Source organism: Sphingopyxis sp. NJF-3 (assembly GCF_053514865.1).
In genome coordinates, this window is record NZ_CM130726.1 from 1,621,697 (window position 1) to 1,638,873 (window position 17,177).

General features: G+C 65.3%; 19 protein-coding genes. 18 read left to right on the top strand and 1 reads right to left on the bottom strand.

What is annotated here, in order from left to right; all coding sequences use genetic code 11:
• Positions 1 to 17: 17 nt before the first annotated feature.
• Entirely contained in the window at positions 18 to 500 is a 483-nt protein-coding gene (locus tag ACOTSS_RS07960) for a YbjN domain-containing protein (RefSeq protein ID WP_448690959.1), read from the bottom strand.
• 219 nt (positions 501 to 719) lie between these two features.
• Here ACOTSS_RS07960 and ACOTSS_RS07965 point away from each other — a divergent pair, with 219 nt between their 5' ends.
• From ACOTSS_RS07965 to ACOTSS_RS08050, 18 genes are all read left to right on the top strand, one after another.
• Positions 720 to 1,094, top strand: coding sequence for an NADH-quinone oxidoreductase subunit A (locus ACOTSS_RS07965; protein WP_448690960.1), 375 nt, complete (start codon positions 720 to 722; stop codon positions 1,092 to 1,094).
• 29 nt (positions 1,095 to 1,123) lie between these two features.
• A complete protein-coding gene (locus ACOTSS_RS07970; RefSeq protein ID WP_095385192.1) occupies positions 1,124 to 1,657 on the top strand; it encodes a NuoB/complex I 20 kDa subunit family protein in 534 nt (177 codons plus the stop codon).
• Positions 1,657 to 2,559: an NADH-quinone oxidoreductase subunit C gene (locus ACOTSS_RS07975; protein ID WP_448690961.1), complete on the top strand. Its 903-nt coding sequence runs from the start codon at positions 1,657 to 1,659 to the stop codon at positions 2,557 to 2,559. Before ACOTSS_RS07970 ends, ACOTSS_RS07975 begins: the two co-directional genes overlap by 1 nt.
• Positions 2,560 to 2,609: 50 nt before the next feature.
• On the top strand, positions 2,610 to 3,827 hold the full coding sequence (locus ACOTSS_RS07980; protein ID WP_448691308.1) for an NADH-quinone oxidoreductase subunit D: 1,218 nt from the start codon (positions 2,610 to 2,612) through the stop codon (positions 3,825 to 3,827).
• Positions 3,827 to 4,009, top strand: a complete 183-nt coding sequence (locus ACOTSS_RS07985; RefSeq protein WP_095384467.1) for a hypothetical protein — start codon at positions 3,827 to 3,829, stop codon at positions 4,007 to 4,009. Before ACOTSS_RS07980 ends, ACOTSS_RS07985 begins: the two co-directional genes overlap by 1 nt.
• On the top strand, positions 4,002 to 4,670 hold the full coding sequence (locus ACOTSS_RS07990) for a complex I 24 kDa subunit family protein (protein ID WP_448690962.1): 669 nt from the start codon (positions 4,002 to 4,004) through the stop codon (positions 4,668 to 4,670). Before ACOTSS_RS07985 ends, ACOTSS_RS07990 begins: the two co-directional genes overlap by 8 nt.
• Before the next feature lie 115 nt (positions 4,671 to 4,785).
• Positions 4,786 to 4,944 (top strand): hypothetical protein, encoded by a 159-nt coding sequence (locus ACOTSS_RS07995; RefSeq protein ID WP_448690963.1) that lies wholly within the window; start codon positions 4,786 to 4,788, stop codon positions 4,942 to 4,944.
• Complete coding sequence (gene nuoF / locus ACOTSS_RS08000; protein WP_448690964.1) at positions 4,944 to 6,233, top strand: NADH-quinone oxidoreductase subunit NuoF; 1,290 nt, start codon at positions 4,944 to 4,946, stop codon at positions 6,231 to 6,233. Before ACOTSS_RS07995 ends, nuoF begins: the two co-directional genes overlap by 1 nt.
• Positions 6,230 to 6,925, top strand: a complete 696-nt coding sequence (locus ACOTSS_RS08005) for a hypothetical protein (RefSeq protein WP_448690965.1) — start codon at positions 6,230 to 6,232, stop codon at positions 6,923 to 6,925. Before nuoF ends, ACOTSS_RS08005 begins: the two co-directional genes overlap by 4 nt.
• A gap of 34 nt (positions 6,926 to 6,959) precedes the next feature.
• The gene (gene nuoG, locus ACOTSS_RS08010) at positions 6,960 to 8,972 is read left to right on the top strand and encodes an NADH-quinone oxidoreductase subunit NuoG (protein WP_448690966.1); all 2,013 of its coding nucleotides are present in this window, start codon (positions 6,960 to 6,962) and stop codon (positions 8,970 to 8,972) included.
• A complete protein-coding gene (gene nuoH / locus ACOTSS_RS08015; RefSeq protein WP_448690967.1) occupies positions 8,969 to 10,012 on the top strand; it encodes an NADH-quinone oxidoreductase subunit NuoH in 1,044 nt (347 codons plus the stop codon). The genes nuoG and nuoH overlap by 4 nt, the downstream gene beginning before the upstream one ends.
• Positions 10,009 to 10,497 carry an NADH-quinone oxidoreductase subunit NuoI gene (nuoI, locus tag ACOTSS_RS08020; protein ID WP_448690968.1) on the top strand — a complete coding sequence of 163 codons (489 nt, stop codon included), beginning with the start codon at positions 10,009 to 10,011 and terminating at the stop codon, positions 10,495 to 10,497. The genes nuoH and nuoI overlap by 4 nt, the downstream gene beginning before the upstream one ends.
• 12 nt (positions 10,498 to 10,509) lie before the next feature.
• Positions 10,510 to 11,121: an NADH-quinone oxidoreductase subunit J gene (locus tag ACOTSS_RS08025; protein ID WP_448690969.1), complete on the top strand. Its 612-nt coding sequence runs from the start codon at positions 10,510 to 10,512 to the stop codon at positions 11,119 to 11,121.
• Positions 11,118 to 11,423, top strand: a complete 306-nt coding sequence (nuoK, locus tag ACOTSS_RS08030) for an NADH-quinone oxidoreductase subunit NuoK (RefSeq protein ID WP_053554267.1) — start codon at positions 11,118 to 11,120, stop codon at positions 11,421 to 11,423. The genes ACOTSS_RS08025 and nuoK overlap by 4 nt, the downstream gene beginning before the upstream one ends.
• Before the next feature lie 4 nt (positions 11,424 to 11,427).
• Complete coding sequence (gene nuoL, locus ACOTSS_RS08035) at positions 11,428 to 13,476, top strand: NADH-quinone oxidoreductase subunit L (protein WP_448690970.1); 2,049 nt, start codon at positions 11,428 to 11,430, stop codon at positions 13,474 to 13,476.
• A complete protein-coding gene (locus ACOTSS_RS08040; RefSeq protein WP_448690971.1) occupies positions 13,473 to 15,014 on the top strand; it encodes an NADH-quinone oxidoreductase subunit M in 1,542 nt (513 codons plus the stop codon). Before nuoL ends, ACOTSS_RS08040 begins: the two co-directional genes overlap by 4 nt.
• Entirely contained in the window at positions 15,011 to 16,450 is a 1,440-nt protein-coding gene (nuoN, locus tag ACOTSS_RS08045) for an NADH-quinone oxidoreductase subunit NuoN (protein WP_448690972.1), read from the top strand. The genes ACOTSS_RS08040 and nuoN overlap by 4 nt, the downstream gene beginning before the upstream one ends.
• Complete coding sequence (locus tag ACOTSS_RS08050; protein ID WP_448690973.1) at positions 16,372 to 17,175, top strand: biotin--[acetyl-CoA-carboxylase] ligase; 804 nt, start codon at positions 16,372 to 16,374, stop codon at positions 17,173 to 17,175. Before nuoN ends, ACOTSS_RS08050 begins: the two co-directional genes overlap by 79 nt.
• Positions 17,176 to 17,177 lie beyond the last annotated feature (2 nt).

Here is a 17,177-nt window from a genome sequence, read left to right on the forward strand (position 1 = left end):
CCCCCTCGATTGCAATTCTACCCGTCACCAAAAACGAAATCGCGATAGCTGTCCATCAGCGCCGCCCAGGTGTTGAAGGTCTCGTTGAGATTCTCGCGCGGGATGCCCTTGAAGTCGACGTCGACGTCCATTTCGAGCACCGGCGCGCCCTTTTCGCTGCGATAGGCGCGAGCGAAGCGCTTTTCGCGATTCCATTCGTTGAAGCGTTCGAGCGAAACGTCCTTGGCGGCGCCGAATCCCATATAATATTGCAGCGTCCGGCAGTTGCGACCCGCGGTGCAGTTCATGAAGATGACGAGGAATTGCAGCCCGTCGCGGTCGCTTTCGATATAGGGATCCTCGCCTGCGTTCATGACGAGATTGGCGGGCCAGCCGCGCGACTCCATGATTTCCTTGATCTTCTGGGGATTGGCGGCACTGACCAGTTCGGCCTGCGCGGGCGTAGCCGCGAGTGCGGCCGCGCCGAGCGCCAGTGCAGCCGCGATTGACGATCGTCCCATAAGAGCTCCCATCCACGCGCCGGATGCTGGCTATCCGGCAAAAACAGCCCCTCTGCCAAGGGCCTAGCACAGGGCCGGGGCCAGCTGCCACCCGCCTTCGCGCTTTTGTCGGCGGTGCCGGCATTTTCCTGCCCGCAGTGCTTGCGAGGCGCGGCGCGCTGGCCTAAAGCGCCCGCATAAACGGGTGGCCAACACCCGAAAACATGACTGCGAGCTCCCATGGTCGACCTGACGCAATATCTGCCGATCCTGATTTTCCTGGCCATCGCGCTCGGATTGTCGGCGGCCTTCGTGTTTCTGCCGATGGGCGTCGCCCGCCTGACCGGCGCGCACAAGCCCGACCCGGCGAAGCTGACCGAGTATGAATGCGGCTTCCCCGCCTTTGAAGATGCCCGCAGTCAGTTCGACGTGCGATTCTATCTGGTCGCCATTTTGTTCATCATCTTCGACCTCGAAGCCGCCTTCCTCTTTCCCTGGGCCGTCAGCCTGAAGGAGATCGGCTGGGCTGGCTGGGCGACGATGATGGTGTTTCTGGCCGAGCTTGCGATCGGCCTTGTGTACGCGTGGAAAAAAGGCGCGCTGGATTGGGAATGAGCACTTCAACGATCCTGACTCCCGGCCAGATGCCGGTCGCAAGCCCTGTCGCTCCGGGGACGAATCCGGACCAGGGCTTTTTCGACGATCTCAACGCCGAGGTCGGCGACAAGGGCTTCCTCGTCACCTCGACCGAGGATCTGTTCAACTGGGCGCGCACCGGCTCGCTGTGGTGGATGACCTTCGGGCTCGCCTGCTGCGCGGTCGAGATGATCCACGTCAACATGCCGCGCTATGACATGGAGCGTTTCGGCGCCGCGCCGCGCGCCAGCCCGCGCCAGTCGGACGTGATGATCGTCGCGGGGACGCTGTGCAACAAGATGGCTCCGGCGCTGCGCCGGGTTTACGACCAGATGTCGAACCCCAAATATGTCATTTCGATGGGCAGCTGCGCCAACGGCGGCGGCTATTATCATTACAGCTATTCGGTGGTGCGCGGATGCGACCGTATCGTGCCCGTGGACATCTATGTCCCCGGCTGCCCACCGACCGCCGAGGCTCTGCTCTATGGCGTGATGCAATTGCAGCGGAAGATCCGCCGCGTCGGGACGATCGAACGCTGATGACCAATCCCGCTCCCCTGGTTGCGCCGCGCGAGGGTCTCGCCGCCGCGCTCGAAAAGCTGCTCGGCAAGGACCTGCTCGCGCATGTGCAGGCGGTCGAGGAAGACAGCATCACCGTAGCGCGCGAGGCGATGGCCGGCGTGATGGTGCAGCTTCGCGACGTCCTCGAATATCAGCAGCTCATGGAGATCGCCGGGGTCGACTATCCCGACCGGCCCGAGCGCTTCGAGGTCGTCTATCACCTGCTCAGCGTCACGAAGAATCATCGCCTGCGCGTGCGCGTGTCGACCGACGAGGCGACTCCGGTGCCGACCGTGGTGCCGGTGTGGCCGAACGCCGGCTGGCTCGAACGCGAGGTGTTCGACATGTACGGGGTGCTGTTCAGCGGCAACCCCGACCTGCGCCGCATCCTGACCGACTATGGCTTTCAGGGCCATCCGCAGCGCAAGGATTTCCCGCTCACCGGCTATACCGAGCTGCGCTATTCCGAAGAGGACAAGCGCGTCGTCTATGAACCGGTGCGGCTGGCGCAGGATTTCCGCAATTTCGACTTCCTCTCCCCGTGGGAGGGCGCCGACTATATCCTGCCCGGCGACGAAAAGGCTGGTGGCACCGGCGAAGCACCCGGCAAGGGCGCGCCGAGCCCGATGACCGCGCAGCAAGTGAAGAAGGCCGACGACGCCAAGGCCGCGCCGCCGCCGACCCCGAAGACCACCGACCGCGAAGCGCAGACCGGCGCCGGCAAGAGCGCGAACAAGGCCGCGGCCAAGCCGAGCAAGGACGGCGCGAAGGCGAAGCCCGCGGCAAAGGCCAAGACGCCCGCGACGGCGAAGGCCGAAAAGGCGCCCGCCAAGCCCAAGGCCCCCGCGAAACCGCGCAAGCCTAAAGGAGGCGACGCATGACCGACTCTCCCCAAATGGCTTCCGGAGCGGTCAAGCACCACGGCAGCGACATGTTCGAAGGCTATCCGGTCGACACCGCCGATACGGCGGGCGATCAGGTCGTCACCAATTACACGATCAACTTCGGTCCGCAGCATCCCGCGGCGCACGGCGTGCTGCGCATGGTGATGGAGCTTGACGGCGAGATCATCGAGCGCGTCGACCCGCACGTCGGGCTGCTCCACCGCGGCACCGAAAAGCTGATCGAATACAAGACCTATCTCCAGGCGCTGCCCTATTTCGACCGGCTCGACTATTGCTCGCCGCTCGGCATGGAGCACAGCTATGTCCTCGCGATCGAGAAATTGCTCGACCTCGAGGTGCCGGCGCGTGCGCAATATCTGCGCGTGCTGTTCGCCGAGCTGACGCGCATCTGCAATCACATGCTCAATATCGGCAGCCACGTCATGGACGTCGGCGCGATGACCCCGAACCTTTGGGTGTTCGAGCTGCGCGAGGATTGCCTCAACTTCTTCGAGCGCGCGTCGGGCGCGCGGATGCACTCGGCGTGGTTCCGCCCCGGCGGCGTGCATCAGGACGTCCCCGAAAAGCTGCTCGTCGACATCGGCGAATGGTGCGAGACGCGGCTGCCCAAGCTGTTCGGCGACGCGATGAGCCTCGTCATCGACAACCGCATCTTCAAGCAGCGCAACGTCGACATCGCGACGGTCAGCAAGGAAGACGCGCTGGCGTGGGGCTTCTCGGGCCCGATGATCCGCGGCAGCGGCATCCCATGGGACATCCGCAAGTCGCAGCCCTATGACGCCTATGCCGCGATGGAGTTCGACATTCCCGTCGGCACGCGCGGCGACTGCTACGACCGCTTCATGGTCCGCGTGCAGGAAGTCTATCAGTCGGCGCGCATCATCAAGCAGTGCCTGCGCGACATGCCCTCGGGCCCGGTCGCGAGCCTCGACCGCAAGGTCGTGCCCCCGAAACGCGGCGAGATGAAGCAGTCGATGGAATCGCTGATCCATCACTTCAAGCTCTATACCGAGGGCTTCCACGTCCCCGCGGGCGAAGTCTATGTCGCGACCGAAAGCCCCAAGGGCGAATTCGGCGTCTATCTGGTCAGCGACGGCACCAACAAGCCGTACCGCTGCAAGATTCGCCCGACGGCGTTCAGTCACCTGCAGGCGATGGACATGATGGCGAAGGGCCACATGCTCGCCGACACCACCGCGATCATCGGCGCCATCGACGTCGTGTTCGGGGAGTGCGACCGGTGATGAGGCTATTGGATGTCGTTCATACTATGGGCCTCGGTGCTGCGCTTGCGTTCAGCTACTTGCATTTCGTTCGTGGATTAGACGTGGGCGGCGAACTCGCGGCTGCAAATTTGCTCTGGGTGGGCGCGTATTTTGCGAAGCTCGCCGTTAAAAAAGGCTCGAAGGTTTCTGCGCATGGCTGACGCACCCCAAATCCCCGACGAAGCCGAAGTCCGCGCGCGCTGGGGCACTTTTGCGTGGACGGCCGAAAATGCCGACAAGGCGAAGGCCGTGATCGCGCGCTATCCCGCCGGGCGGCAGCGGTCGGCGGTGATGCCCTTGCTCGACCTCGCGCAGCGGCAGGTCGGGGCGGAAACGAACACGCAGGGCTGGCTGCCGGTGCCGGTGATCGAATATGTCGCGGCCGAGCTCGATATGCCGTTCATCCGCGCCTATGAGGTCGCGACCTTCTACACCATGTACAATCTCGCGCCGGTCGGCCGCTATCATGTGCAGGTCTGCGGCACGACGCCGTGCCTGCTCCGCGGGTCGGACGATGTCATGGCCGCGTGCAAGAACCGCGGCATGGTCAAGGGCAGGACCACCCCCGACGGGCTGTTCACGCTGACCGAGGTCGAGTGCATGGGCAATTGCGCCAACGCGCCGATGGTCCAGATCAACGACGATAATTACGAAGACCTCGACTACGACAGCACGACGCGCATCCTCGATGCGCTCGCGGCGGGCGAGCAGCCGAAGCCCGGCACCCAGCTTTCCGATCGCCACACCAGCGAGCCCGAGGGCGGCCCGACGACGCTGACCGAGATGGTCAAGGCCAACCACGATTACCGGAAGGCGTGGTGATGAAGGCTAGTATCCCATTTCTTCGTCATGCCGGACCTGATCCGGCATCCCGCTTTGCGGCGGTGAACAGCGGGACCCCGGATCAAGTCCGGGGTGACGATACAGGAGAGGCTGCATGAGCCAGAAGGATATCATCACGATCCTCGCGATCATCGGCGCGCTCGTCGTGCTCGGCTTCGTGCTGCGCGTGACCTTCGCGCTGCTCGGGCCGCTGCTGATCCTCGGGCTCGGCTATATCGCCTACACGATGCTCAAGAAGGGTGGGGGTCGCTGATGCTCGCCGACAAGGACCGCATTTTCACCAATCTCTACGGCTTCCAGCCGTGGAACCTGAAGGCCGCCGAGGCGCGGGGCGATTGGGACAAGACGAAGGATCTGATGAGCCGCGGCCAGGACGCGATCATCGAGGAGATCAAGGCGTCGGGGCTGCGCGGCCGCGGGGGCGCGGGCTTTCCGACCGGGCTCAAGTGGAGCTTCATGCCAAAGGAGCCGCGCGCCGACCGCCCGAGCTTCCTCGTCATCAACGCCGACGAATCCGAACCCGGCAGTTGCAAGGATCGCGAGATCATCCGCCACGATCCGCACAAGCTGATCGAGGGCGCGCTGATCGCGGGCTATGCGATGCGCGCGCGCGCCGCGTATATCTACATCCGCGGCGAGTTCATCCGCGAGGCCGAGACGTTGTTCGCGGCGGTGCAGGAGGCGTATGACGCCGGGCTGCTCGGCAAGAATGCCGCGAAATCGGGCTATGATTTCGACGTCTTCGTCCACCGCGGCGCCGGCGCCTATATCTGCGGCGAAGAAACCGCGATGATCGAAAGCCTCGAGGGCAAGAAGGGCCAGCCGCGCCTGAAGCCCCCGTTCCCGGCGGGCGCGGGCCTCTACGGCTGCCCGACGACGGTGAACAATGTCGAGAGCATTGCGGTCGTCCCGACGATCCTGCGTCGCGGTGCGCCGTGGTTCTCCTCCTTCGGGCGCGAGAATAACAAGGGCACCAAGCTCTTCCAGATCAGCGGCCATGTGAACAAGCCGTGCGTCGTCGAGGAAGAGATGGGCATCAGCTTCCGCGAGCTGATCGACACCCATTGCGGCGGCATCCGCGGCGGCTGGGACAATCTGCTCGCGGTGATCCCCGGCGGATCGTCGGTGCCGCTGGTTCCGGCGGCGCAGATCATGGACGCGCCGATGGATTTCGACGGGCTCAAGGAACTGGGCTCGGGGCTCGGCACCGCCGCCGCGATCGTGATGGACAAGTCGACCGACGTCGTCCAGGCGATCAGCCGCATCAGCTATTTCTACAAGCATGAAAGCTGCGGCCAGTGCACCCCGTGCCGCGAGGGCACCGGCTGGATGTGGCGCGTGATGGAGCGGCTGCGCACCGGCGACGCCGACATCAGCGAGATCGACACGCTGTTCGACGTGACCAAGCAGGTCGAGGGCCACACCATCTGCGCGCTCGGCGACGCGGCGGCATGGCCGATCCAGGGTCTGATCCGCCACTTCCGCCCCGAACTCGAACGACGCATTCGGGAGAACGGCGGCGTGATGGAGGCGGCGGAATGACGAAGGCTTTTTCGATCCTGCTCGCAGTCGCCGCGATGGTCGCGACGCCCGCGATGGCGCAGCGCGAGGTCAATTCGGCCAACGCCAATCCGCACGACCGGATGGTGGCGGCCGATGCGGCACGGGCGCCCAAGGGCGACGAAGCGGCGAAGCCGATCACGCCGCTCGCGGCACAGGCGATGTATAATTTCGCCGGCTGCGTCGTCGAGACCACCCGGCCCGGCGTCGAGAAGCTGCTCGCGAAGGATTATCGCACCGCGGAATATCGCAAGGACGTGGAGCGCCTGGCAAAGGGCCATTCGCGTTGCGCGATCGGCAGCCGGCTCGGCTTTTCGCAGCTGTTGTTCGCCGGCAACCTTGCCGAGCATCTGCTGATCGATGAATTTTCGGCCGATGCGCTCGCCGCCGATCTCGCGATCGACCGTTCGGCGGCGCCGATCGCCGCGCGCACCGACAGCGAGGCCATTTCGATGTGCATCGCGATGCGCGCGCCGAAGGATACGGCCGCGCTGTTCCGCACCGAGGTGATGAGCGACGCGGAAAAGATCGCGCTGACGGCGATCGGGCCGCAACTGTCGGGCTGCGTCAAGCAAGGGACCGAGTTTCGCACCAACCGTTCGGGCCTGCGCGCGCTTCTGGCGCTCGCGGCCTACCGCATCGCGGTGACGAGCAAGGAGGGCGGGGCAGGGTGACCCGGAATGAGTTTCATGATGAGGCGGCGAACTAATGCCTAAAGTAACCGTAGACGGCCTGGAACTCGACGTCCCGCAGGGCGCGACCGTCCTGCAGGCGTGCGAGATGGCGGGGAAGGAAATCCCGCGCTTCTGCTATCATGAGCGGCTGTCGATCGCCGGCAATTGCCGCATGTGCCTGGTCGAAGTGTCGCCCGGCCCGCCGAAGCCGCAGGCGTCGTGCGCGCTGCCCGCGGCCGAGGGGCAGGTGATCAAGACCGACAGCCCGATGGTCAAGAAGGCGCGCGAAGGGGTGATGGAGTTCCTGCTCATCAACCACCCGCTCGACTGCCCGATCTGCGACCAGGGCGGCGAATGCGACCTGCAGGACCAGTCGGTCGCCTATGGCCGCGGCGCGACGCGCTATGGCGAGAACAAGCGCGCGGTGACCGAGAAATATATGGGGCCGATCGTCAAGACGGTGATGACGCGCTGCATCCAGTGCACGCGCTGCGTCCGTTTCGCCGAGGAAGTCGCCGGGGTCGAGGATATCGGCGCGATCTATCGCGGCGAGAATATGCAGATCACCTCCTATCTCGAGCGCGCGGTCGCGAGCGAGCTTTCGGGCAATGTCGTCGACCTCTGCCCGGTCGGCGCGCTGACGTCGAAACCCTATGCGTTCGAGGCGCGGCCGTGGGAGCTGACCAAGACGCTCGGCATCGACATGATGGACGCGGTCGGCACCAACGTCCGCATCGACAGTCGCGGGCGCCAGGTGCTGCGCGTGCTGCCGCGCGTCAACGACGATGTGAACGAGGAATGGGCGAGCGACAAGACGCGCCACCATGTCGACGGCCTGATCCGCCGCCGTCTCGACCGTCCGTTCGTGCGCAAGGACGGCCAGCTTGTCGAAGCGACATGGGCCGAAGCCTTCGACGCGATCAAGGCCGCGAAGGCGGGTTCGTCGGTTGCGGCGATCGCCGGCGACATGGCCGATTGCGAGACGATGTTCGCCGCGAAGGCCCTCGTGACCGCGCTCGGCGGCTCTCTGTTCGAGGGACGCCAGACCGGGCTCGACTATGACGTCACCAGCCTGTCGGCGGTCAATTTCAACACGGGCATCGCCGAGGCCGAAAATGCCGACGTGATCCTGCTCGTCGGCACGAACCTGCGCTGGGAAGCGCCGCTGATCAACACGCGCGTCCGCAAGGCGGTGTGGAAGAAGGGCGCGAAGGTGTTCGGCATCGGTCCCGAGATCGACCTGACCTATAAGGTCGAATGGCTCGGCGACGATGCCTCGCTGGTCGCGAAGCTGCCGCAGGCGGCGCTCGATGCGCTGAAGGGCGCCGAGCGGCCGATGCTGATCTTCGGCGGCGGCGCGCTGTCGGTGCCCGGCGTCCACGGCGCGGCGCTGGCGCTCGCCAAGTCGGTGAACGCGGTCAAGGATGGCTGGAACGGCTTCAACGTCGTCCATTTCTCGGCGGCGCGCATGGGTGCGCTGATGCTCGGCTATTCGCAGCCGGGCGGGATCAGGGACATCGTCGCGGCGAAACCGAAGCTCGCCTTCTTCCTCGGCGCGGACGAGGTCGATTTCTCGGCCTTCGCGGACACGTTCAAGGTCTATGTCGGCCATCATGGCGACAAGGGCGCGCACGCCGCCGATGTCGTCCTGCCGGCTGCCGCCTGGACCGAAAAGGATTTCACCACGGTCAATACCGAGGGCCGCGTCCAGCGCAGCGACAAGGCGGTGTTCGCCCCCGGCGACGCGCGCGAGGACTGGAGCATTTTCCGCGCCCTCGCCGATGCGCTCGGCGTGAATGTCGGCTTCGACAGCTTCGCCGAGTGCCGCGCGGCGATGATCGCGGCGGTGCCCGCGCTCGGCGCCGAAGGGCTCGCCGGTTATGGCTGGACGGTCCCCAAGCTGCCCGCCAAGCCCGAGGCGCGCGCGATCCCGTCGCCGATCAAGGACTTCTACCTGACCAACGCCATCTGCCGCGCGTCGCCGACGATGCAACGCTGCTCGGACGAATTGCTCCACGGCGCCGATTATGCGGAGGCTGCGGAATGACCGAGTTTTTCCAATCCCTTGGCATGTCCTACGAATGGGCGTGGGGCGTCGCGACGATCTGCGGCATCCTGCTCATCGCGCTGCCGCTGATGCTCGCGGTGGCGATGATCATCTATGCCGACCGCAAGATCTGGGCGGCGATGGCGCTGCGGCGCGGGCCGAACGTCGTCGGACCCTTCGGCTTGCTCCAGAGCTTCGCCGACGGGCTGAAGGTGTTCCTGCAGGAAACGATCATCCCGAGTTCGGCGAACCGCGGCCTGTTCCTGATCGCGCCGATCATCACCTTCACGGTCGCGCTGATGGCGTGGGCGGTGATCCCGTTCAACTCGGGCGCGGTGCTCGCCGACATCAATGTCGGGCTGCTCTACATCCTCGCGATCAGCTCGCTCGGCGTTTACGGCGTCATCCTGTCGGGCTGGTCGTCGAACTCCAAATATCCCTTCTTCTCCGCGATGCGCGCCTCGGCGCAGATGATCAGCTACGAAGTCTCGATCGGCTTCATCCTGATCGGCGTCGTGCTGTTCGCCGACAGCTTCAACCTGAACGAGATCGTCAAGGCGCAGCAGGGCCACGGGCTCGGGCTGGTCAACGCCTTCGGCTTCAACCTGCTGCTCTTCCCGCTCGCGGTGCTGTTCTTCATCTCGTCGCTCGCCGAGACCGCGCGCACCCCGTTCGATCTGACCGAGGCCGAAAGCGAGCTCGTCGCGGGCTATCAGACCGAATATTCCTCGATGAGCTTCGCGCTTTTCTGGCTCGGCGAATATGCGAACGTGCTGCTGATGTGCACGCTCAACGCGGTGCTCTTCTGGGGCGGCTGGCTCCCCCCGATCGACTGGGCGCCGCTCTACGTCGTTCCGGGCATCGTCTGGCTGTTCGCCAAGATCTTCTTCTTCTTCTTCGCCTTCTCGTGGGTGAAGGCGACCGTCCCGCGCTATCGCTATGACCAGCTCATGCGGCTGGGCTGGAAGGTCTTCCTGCCGATCTCGCTGATCTGGGTGTTCCTGATCTCCGGCTATCTGATGCTGACGAGGTATTCATGAGTAACATCGCCCACTTCGTCAGAACCTTCACCCTGTGGGAATTCGTGCAGGCCCACTGGCTGACGCTCAAATATTTCTTCAAGCCGAAGGCGACGATCAACTATCCCTTCGAGAAGAACCCGCTGTCGCCGCGCTTCCGTGGCGAGCACGCGCTGCGCCGCTATCCGAACGGCGAGGAGCGCTGCATCGCGTGCAAGCTGTGCGAGGCGGTCTGCCCCGCGCAGGCGATCACGATCGAGGCCGAGCCGCGCGACGACGGGTCGCGCCGCACGACGCGCTACGACATCGACATGACGAAGTGCATCTATTGCGGCTTCTGCCAGGAAGCCTGCCCGGTCGATGCGATCGTCGAGGGGCCGAACTTCGAATTCGCCACCGAAACGCGCGAGGAGCTGCTCTATGACAAGGCGAAGCTGCTCGCCAACGGCGACAAATGGGAGCGCGCGATCGCGGCCAACCTTGCCGCCGACGCGCCCTATCGGTAAGGGCGCGCGCACATGATTCAGCTCATCGCCTTCTATCTATTCGCCTTCGTCGTCATCGCCTCCGCGGCGATGGTGATCTTCGCGCGCAACCCGGTCCACAGCGTGATGTGGCTGATCCTCGCCTTCTTCAACGCGGCGGGGCTGATGCTGCTCGCGGGGGCCGAGTTCATCGCGATGCTGCTCGTCATCGTCTATGTCGGGGCGGTCGCGGTGCTGTTCCTGTTCGTCGTGATGATGCTCGACATCGATTTCGCCGAACTGCGCGCCGGCTTCGTGCGCTATCTGCCGCTCGGCGCCCTCGTCGCGACCATCCTCGCGGCCGAACTCGTCTTCGCGCTCGGCGCCTGGAGCGCGGGCGGGGTCGACCTCGCGGCGCGCGCGGCGCCCGCCGTCGCCGACAAGAGCAATATCCAGCAGATCGGCGAACTGCTCTACACGCGCTACATCTTCCTGTTCGAGGCGGCGGGCATCGTCCTGCTCGTCGCGATGATCGGCGCGATCGTGCTGACGCATCGCCAGCGTGGCGGGACGCGGAGCCAGAATATCGCGGCGCAGAACCGCCGCCGCCCGCACGAAGCGACGCGGCTGGTCGATCCGGGCGTCGGGCAGGGGATGGAATTGTGATTTCGGTCGGCCATTATCTCGCCGTTTCGGCGGTGCTGTTCACGCTCGGCGTGCTCGGCATCTTCATCAACCGCAAGAACATCATCGTCATCCTGATGGCGATCGAGCTCATCCTGCTCGCGGTGAACATCAATCTCGTCGCGTTCAGCGCCGCGCTCGGCGATCTCGTCGGGCAGGTGTTCGCGATGTTCGTGCTGACCGTCGCCGCCGGCGAGGCGGCGATCGGGCTCGCGATTCTCGTCATCTATTTCCGCGGCCGCGGCACCATTGCCGTCGACGATGCCAACCGGATGAAGGGGTAAACCGGTGATCCAGGCGATCGTTTTCCTGCCGCTGCTCGCGGCTCTCGTGGCAGGCCTCGGCCAGCGCTTCATCGGCACGGCCGCGTCGAAGGTCGTGACGACCGGCGCGCTGTTCGCAAGCTGCGCTTTGAGCTGGCCGATCTTCCTGTCCTTCCTGGGCGGTCATGCCCAGGAGAGCGTGACGCCGGTGCTCCACTGGGTCTCGTCGGGCGCGATGCAGTTCAACTGGGAACTGCGCGTCGACACGCTGACGTCGGTGATGCTGGTCGTGATCACGACGGTGTCGGCGCTCGTCCACCTCTACAGCTGGGGCTATATGGAGGAGGACCCGGACCAGCCGCGCTTCTTCGCCTATCTGTCGCTCTTTACCTTCGCGATGCTGATGCTGGTGACCGCGAACAACCTCGTCCAGATGTTCTTCGGCTGGGAAGGCGTCGGTCTCGCCTCCTATCTGCTCATCGGCTTCTGGTACAAGAAGCCGAGCGCGAACGCTGCGGCGATCAAGGCGTTCGTCGTCAACCGCGTCGGCGACCTCGGCTTCATGCTCGGCATCTTCGGCACCTTCCTGGTGTTCAACACCGTGTCGATCCCCGAGATCCTGGCCGCCGCGCCGGGCATGGCGGGCTCGACGATCGGTTTCCTCGGCCACCGGTTCGACACGATGACCGTGCTCTGCCTGCTGCTGTTCATCGGCGCGATGGGCAAGTCGGCGCAGCTCGGGCTGCACACCTGGCTTCCCGACGCGATGGAAGGTCCGACCCCGGTCAGCGCGCTGATCCACGCCGCGACGATGGTGACCGCGGGCGTGTTCATGGTCTGCCGCCTGTCGCCGATGTTCGAGGCCGCGCCGGTCGCGCTCGGCGTCGTCACCTTCGTCGGCGCCGCGACCTGCCTGTTCGCCGCGACGGTCGGCACGACGCAGTGGGATATCAAGCGCGTCATCGCCTATTCGACCTGCAGCCAGCTCGGCTACATGTTCTTCGCGGCGGGCGTCGGCGCCTATGGCGCGGCGATGTTTCACCTGTTCACGCATGCCTTCTTCAAGGCTTTGCTGTTCCTCGGCGCCGGCTCGGTCATCCACGCGATGCACCACGAGCAGGACATGCGCTATTATGGCGGCCTTCGGAAGCACATCCCGCTCACCTATTGGGCGATGATGGCGGGAACGCTGGCGATCACGGGCGTCGGCATCGCGGGCGTGTTCGGCTTCGCCGGCTTCTATTCGAAGGACGGCATCCTCGAGGCGGCCTATGCCTCGGGCGGGGGCGGCCAGGTCGCTTTCTGGGTCGGCACCTTCGCGGCGCTGCTGACGAGCTTCTATTCGTGGCGCCTCGTCTTCCTGACCTTCTTCGGCAAGCCGCGCTGGGCCGCGAGCGAGCATATCCAGCACGCCGTGCACGGCGATCATCACGATCACCCGGCGGACGAGCATTCGGGCGACGATGTCCATCACGCCCATGCCGCCGACGCGCACGAGGGCACCGCAGGCTACCATCCGCACGAAAGCCCGCTCTCGATGCTGATTCCGCTTGGCGTGCTGTCGGTCGGCGCGGTGTTCGCGGGCTTCCTCTTCAACCACCAGTTCATCTATCCCGAAGAGGGGATGGCGTTCTGGAAGGGCAGCATCGCGTTCGACGAGCATCTGATGCACGCCGCGCACGAGGTGCCGACGATCATCAAATGGATGCCCTTCACCGCGATGGCGATCGGGCTGGTGCTCGCGTGGAACAGCTATATCCGCAACACGGCACTGCCGGCGCGTTTCGTCGCGCAGTTCGGGCTGCTCCACAAATTCCTGTTCAACAAATGGTATTTCGACGAGCTCTACAACGTCCTGTTCGTGAAGCCCGCCTTCGCGATCGGCCGCTTCTTCTGGAAGCGCGGGGATGAAGGCACCATCGACCGCTTCGGTCCCGATGGCGTCGCGGCGCTCGTCCAGGGGGGGACCCGGCTCGCGGTCCGGCTGCAATCGGGTTATGTTTATGGATATGCGTTCGTGATGCTGCTCGGTCTCGTCGGCCTCGCCAGCTGGGCGATGGTGAGGTTCCTGTGAGCGGGCTTCCCATCCTTTCGCTGATGCTGGCGATCCCCACGGTCGCCGCCATCCTCTGCCTGTTCCTCGAGGCCAAGCCCGCGCGGCAGGTGGCGCTCGCGGCGACGCTGGCCGATCTCGCGCTCGGCATCGCGCTGTGGGCGAATTTCGATGTCGGCGGTGCCCAGTGGCAGTTCGTCGAGCGCGCCGACCTCTTCGGCCGTTTCCAGTGGGCGCTCGGCGTCGACGGCGTGGCGATGATGCTGATCGTGCTCAGCACCTTCCTGATGCCGCTGTGCATCCTCGCGAGCTGGGAATCGATCAAGCAGCGCGTCGGCCTCTACATGGCGATGTTCCTGATCATGGAAGTCATCATGATCGGCGTCTTCGCGGCGCAGGATCTGCTGCTGTTCTACATCTTCTTTGAGGGCGTGCTGATCCCGATGTATCTGATCATCGGCATCTGGGGCGGGCAGAACCGCATCTATGCGGCGTTCAAATTCTTCCTCTACACGCTGCTCGGATCGGTGCTGATGCTCGTCGCGATGATCGCGATGATCCGCGAAGCGGGGACGACCGAGATTCCGGTCCTCTTGAACTACGACTTCCCGCCCGAGATGCAGACCTGGCTGTGGCTCGCCTTCTTCGCGAGCATGGCGGTCAAGATGCCGATGTGGCCGGTTCACACCTGGCTTCCCGACGCGCACGTCCAGGCACCGACCGCGGGCTCGATGATCCTGGCGGGCGTGCTGCTGAAGATGGGGTCCTACGGCTTCCTGCGCTTCATGATGCCGATGTTCCCCGACGCCTCGGCGCAGTTCCTATGGCTCGTCTTCGCGCTGTCGATGGTCGCGGTGGTCTACACCAGCCTTGTCGCGCTGGTGCAGAGCGACATGAAGAAGCTGATCGCTTACTCGTCGGTCGCGCACATGGCGATCGTCACCGCGGGCCTCTATGCCTTCAACCAGCAGGGGATAGAGGGCGCGCTGATCGTCATGCTCAGCCACGGCGTCGTCTCGGCCGCGCTCTTCTTCTGCGTCGGGGTGATCTACGACAGGCTGCACACGCGCGAGATCAGCCGCTACGGCGGGCTCGCGGTCAACATGCCGGCCTATTCGCTCTTCTTCATGCTGTTCACCATGGCGTCGATCGGGCTGCCGGGGACGAGCGGCTTCGTCGGCGAGTTCCTGAGCCTCGCCGGCATCTATGAAGCGTCGAGCTGGGCCGCCTTCGTCTGCACCACCGGCATCATCCTCGGTGCCGCTTACATGCTCTATCTCTATCGCCGCATCGTGTTCGGCGAACTGACCAAGGACGATGTGAAGGCCATGCCCGACATCACGCCCCGCGAATGGGCGATCTTCGTGCCGCTCGCCGCGGTCGCGCTGTGGATGGGTGTCTATCCCGAGAGCTTCCTCGCGCCGATGCGCGGCGACGTGACCACGGTGGTCGCGCGGCTCGCTCCGGCGAAGCCCGCTGGCGACGCACATGTCACGGCAGGCAAGCCCAAGGCGATTGCTCCGCACGGCGAAGCGCATCATGCGGGAGGCGTCCAATGACCGCCGACCTCGCGCGCATCTGGCCCGAGCTGATCCTGACGATCGGCGGGCTGATCACCCTGATGCTCGGCGCCTTCGCGGGCGACCGCCGGGTCGCACTCTATCAGATCGTCGCGCTGCTGACGCTGGCGGCGGCGGCCGCCGCGGTGGCGGCGCTGTTCGGCACCGACGCCTCGGTCTTTTCGGGCACGCTGGCGGTCGACGGCTTCGGCGGTTTCGCGAAGCTCATCATCTATGCGGCGAGCTTCGTCTGCATCGCGATCGCGCCGCGCTATTTCGGCGAGGCGATGCGCGCCGAATATTCGGCGCTGATCGTCTTCGCGGCGCTCGGCATGGGCATCATGGCCTCGTCGCGCGACCTGATGACGCTCTATGTCGGGCTCGAACTCAACAGCCTGGCCTCCTATGTGCTTGCGAGCTTCATGCGCAGCGACGACCGGTCGAGCGAGGCGGGGCTCAAATATTTCGTCCTCGGCGCGCTCGCCTCGGGCATCCTCCTGTTCGGCATCTCGCTGCTCTACGGCTTTTCGGGCACCACCGATTTCGCCGGCGTCGCGACCGCGATGGGCGGCGGGATCGATATCGGGCTGCTGTTCGGCATCGTCTTCGTGATCGCCGGCCTCGCGTTCAAGATCAGCGCCGTGCCGTTCCACATGTGGACCCCCGACGTCTATGAAGGCGCGCCGACCCCAGTGACGACCTTCTTTGCCAGTGCGCCCAAGGTCGCGGCGATGGCGCTGCTGACGCGTGTCCTGATCGACGCGATGGGTCCGGCGGGCCCGGCGCTTGCGGCGTGGCAGCAGATCATCATCTTCCTGTCGCTCGCCTCGATCATCCTCGGCGCGGTCGGCGCGATCGGGCAGAAGAATATCAAGCGCCTGCTTGCCTATTCGTCGATCAACAACGTCGGCTTCATGCTGATCGGCCTCGCCGCGGGAACGCAGCAGGGGGTCGAGGCGGTGCTGACCTATCTGCTCGTCTATGTCGTCACGACGATCGGCGCCTTCCTGTTCGTCATGCAGCTTCGCGACGCCGACGGGCGGATGGTCGAGAGCATCCCCGCCTATGCCGGCCTGTCGAAGCGCCAGCCGGGGCTCGCCGCGGCGATGGCGGTGTTCCTGTTCAGCCTCGCCGCGATCCCGCCGCTGTTCGGCTTCTGGCCGAAGTATCTGGTGTTCGAGGCCGCGGTGAACGCGGGGCTCGTGCCGCTGGCGGTCGCCGGGGTCGTCGTGTCGGTGATCGGCGCCTTCTATTATATCGCGATCGTCAAGACGATGTTCTTCGACGACGAGGCCGAGGCAGCGATCCGCAATGACGGGTCGCGGATCGAGGGCGCGGTGATCGCGGTCAGTGCGCTGTGGCTGTCGGTGATCGGCTATCTGTTCATCCCGATGCTGGCGGTGGCCGCGTCGAGCGCCGCGTCGGTGCTGTTCTGATCGCGCCGATCGAGCGGATCGCCGAGACGGGTTCGACCAACGCCGACCTGCTGGCGCGGCTCGCGCGCGGCGAGCATGTCGGCGAGGGGCATTGGCTCGTCGCCGACCGGCAGACCGCCGGACGCGGGCGGCTCGGCCGCCCCTGGGGCGACGGGCAGGGCAATTTCATGGGCTCGACCGTCGTGCAGCTCACCGCCGGCGATCCGTCGCCCGCGACGCTGGCGCTGGTCGTCGCGGTCGCGCTGGCGAAGGTGGTGAAGGCCTTTGCGCCCAATGTTCCGCTGCAGCTCAAATGGCCGAACGACCTGCTCGTCGACGGTGCGAAATGCTCGGGCATATTGCTCGAACGCAGCGGCAACGCCGTCGTGATCGGCATCGGGGTCAATCTGGCGTCGGCGCCCGACCTGCCCGATCGCAAGACCTTCTGTTTTGCGGACGGCGGCACGGCGATCGATCGCGACCGCTTCGCCGACGCGCTGGCGATCGCGCTGGCCGATGCGCTCCGGAGCTGGCGGCAGGAAGGCGTCGAAAGCATCGTCAGCGCCTGGCTGCCGCTCGGTCATCCGGTCGGAACGCCGCTTCGCGTGTCGGAACAGGGGATCGACGGGACGTTCGACGGACTCGCACCCGACGGCGCGCTGCGCTTGCGCCGCGCGAACGGCGAGGTCATGCTGATCCATGCGGGCGACGTCGAGCTTCGCCGCCCGGTCGACAAAGGGGAATAACC

Excerpts from the sequence above, each read along its gene's own strand:
- ACOTSS_RS07965 (WP_448690960.1), top strand. The coding sequence starts at position 720 with ATGGTCGACCTGACGCAATATCTGCCGATCCTGATTTTCCTGGCCATC.
- ACOTSS_RS07995 (WP_448690963.1), top strand. The coding sequence starts at position 4,786 with ATGAGCCAGAAGGATATCATCACGATCCTCGCGATCATCGGCGCGCTC.
- ACOTSS_RS07960 (WP_448690959.1), bottom strand. The coding sequence starts at position 500 with ATGGGACGATCGTCAATCGCGGCTGCACTGGCGCTCGGCGCGGCCGCA.
- nuoN (WP_448690972.1), top strand. The coding sequence starts at position 15,011 with ATGACCGCCGACCTCGCGCGCATCTGGCCCGAGCTGATCCTGACGATC.
- ACOTSS_RS07990 (WP_448690962.1), top strand. The coding sequence starts at position 4,002 with ATGGCTGACGCACCCCAAATCCCCGACGAAGCCGAAGTCCGCGCGCGC.
- nuoH (WP_448690967.1), top strand. The coding sequence starts at position 8,969 with ATGACCGAGTTTTTCCAATCCCTTGGCATGTCCTACGAATGGGCGTGG.
- nuoF (WP_448690964.1), top strand. The coding sequence starts at position 4,944 with ATGCTCGCCGACAAGGACCGCATTTTCACCAATCTCTACGGCTTCCAG.
- ACOTSS_RS08005 (WP_448690965.1), top strand. The coding sequence starts at position 6,230 with ATGACGAAGGCTTTTTCGATCCTGCTCGCAGTCGCCGCGATGGTCGCG.
- ACOTSS_RS07985 (WP_095384467.1), top strand. The coding sequence starts at position 3,827 with ATGAGGCTATTGGATGTCGTTCATACTATGGGCCTCGGTGCTGCGCTT.
- ACOTSS_RS07980 (WP_448691308.1), top strand. The coding sequence starts at position 2,610 with ATGTTCGAAGGCTATCCGGTCGACACCGCCGATACGGCGGGCGATCAG.
- ACOTSS_RS07970 (WP_095385192.1), top strand. The coding sequence starts at position 1,124 with ATGCCGGTCGCAAGCCCTGTCGCTCCGGGGACGAATCCGGACCAGGGC.
- nuoG (WP_448690966.1), top strand. The coding sequence starts at position 6,960 with ATGCCTAAAGTAACCGTAGACGGCCTGGAACTCGACGTCCCGCAGGGC.
- ACOTSS_RS08025 (WP_448690969.1), top strand. The coding sequence starts at position 10,510 with ATGATTCAGCTCATCGCCTTCTATCTATTCGCCTTCGTCGTCATCGCC.
- nuoI (WP_448690968.1), top strand. The coding sequence starts at position 10,009 with ATGAGTAACATCGCCCACTTCGTCAGAACCTTCACCCTGTGGGAATTC.
- ACOTSS_RS07975 (WP_448690961.1), top strand. The coding sequence starts at position 1,657 with ATGACCAATCCCGCTCCCCTGGTTGCGCCGCGCGAGGGTCTCGCCGCC.